Annotated in this window: 1 protein-coding gene; it reads left to right on the forward strand. The window is 58.7% G+C overall.

Annotated features, from left to right (window positions below; genetic code table 11):
• Nucleotides 1-258: 258 nt before the first annotated feature.
• The gene (locus NZK35_RS33915) at nucleotides 259-405 is read left to right on the forward strand and encodes a hypothetical protein (RefSeq protein WP_259636963.1); all 147 of its coding nucleotides are present in this window, start codon (nucleotides 259-261) and stop codon (nucleotides 403-405) included.
• Nucleotides 406-1104 lie beyond the last annotated feature (699 nt).

The raw sequence follows: 1104 nt of genomic DNA on the forward strand, positions 1-1104 counted from the left end.
GGATAGATCGCATTTCGTTCACGCTGCTAACCCACGCCTGACGACAGCGCCCACTTCTTCTTTTGCGTCTTCTCGCGTTCTTTTGTGGCAATTGATTCGCCGTCGTTTGATCGTGACCCGAAGGTCGCCCACCAGATTTCATCGAACCTCTGTTTCCTGGGATTCGCATTTGATGTCACGGTTCGATAGGTGCGCGGTCGACTCCGCCGAGGAAGGCAAACCGACGCCTGTCGATCGATTACGAGCACGAGCACCGCGATGCTGAGTACGAGCACGATCCAAGACAATCCGACGCCTGAAGTGCCGACCGCTGATTGGGTGACTCGATTTCCCACGGCGATTCCGATCGAGTACATTGGCAAGCAGCGGCGATGGCTCGGGCTGTCGTCGCGGCCGGACGCGTGAACCAGGTGGTGCACCGCAGTCGGCGAGTTGAGTTTGTTTTTGAGTTCTGGTCCATCGCGCCGACGCGGTGACCACCGCCGTTCGCGGCGGTAGACGTAGCTGCGATCGACCAACGCCTGTCGTCCATGCTGCTGATTGGTGCGCTCGAAGTTGGCCCACCTGATGGCGTCGAACCTCCGTTTCCTGGGATTCGCTTTTGATGTCGCGGTTTGACCGGTGCGCGGTCGACACGGCAGACGAAGACAAACCGACGCCTGACGATTTCAACGCTGACAACCGACGCCTGACATGCCGGCTGGAGATTGGGACGCCCGAATTTCCCTTGGCAATTCGAATCGAGTACATTGGCAAACCGCGACGATCATTCTGACCGGCGTGCCGACCGACGCCACGAACCCGGCGATGCACCCCAGCACGCTCGTTGCCGCGAGACACAAACTTTCACCCCGTTTCGATCATCACGCTCACGTCATCTCAATCGTAGAGGTCCGCGTGCGAGGTGATCGCTGATGTTCACGCTGCTAACCGACGCCTGACGACAGCGCCCGGTTCTTTTGCGTCTTCTCGCGTTCTTTTGTGGCAATTGATTCGCCGTCGTTGGATCGTGACCCGGAGGGCGCCCACCGGATTTCATCGGACCTCTGTTTCCTAAGATTCGCATTTGATGTCACGGTTCGATAGGTGCGCGGTCGACTCGGC

Source organism: Stieleria sedimenti (assembly GCF_025060895.1).
GTDB classification, from domain to species: Bacteria; Planctomycetota; Planctomycetia; order Pirellulales; family Pirellulaceae; genus Stieleria; species Stieleria sedimenti.

What these genes read in the sequence shown, in the direction of transcription:
- NZK35_RS33915 (WP_259636963.1), top strand. Translation starts at nt 259, where the DNA reads ATGCTGAGTACGAGCACGATCCAAGACAATCCGACGCCTGAAGTGCCG.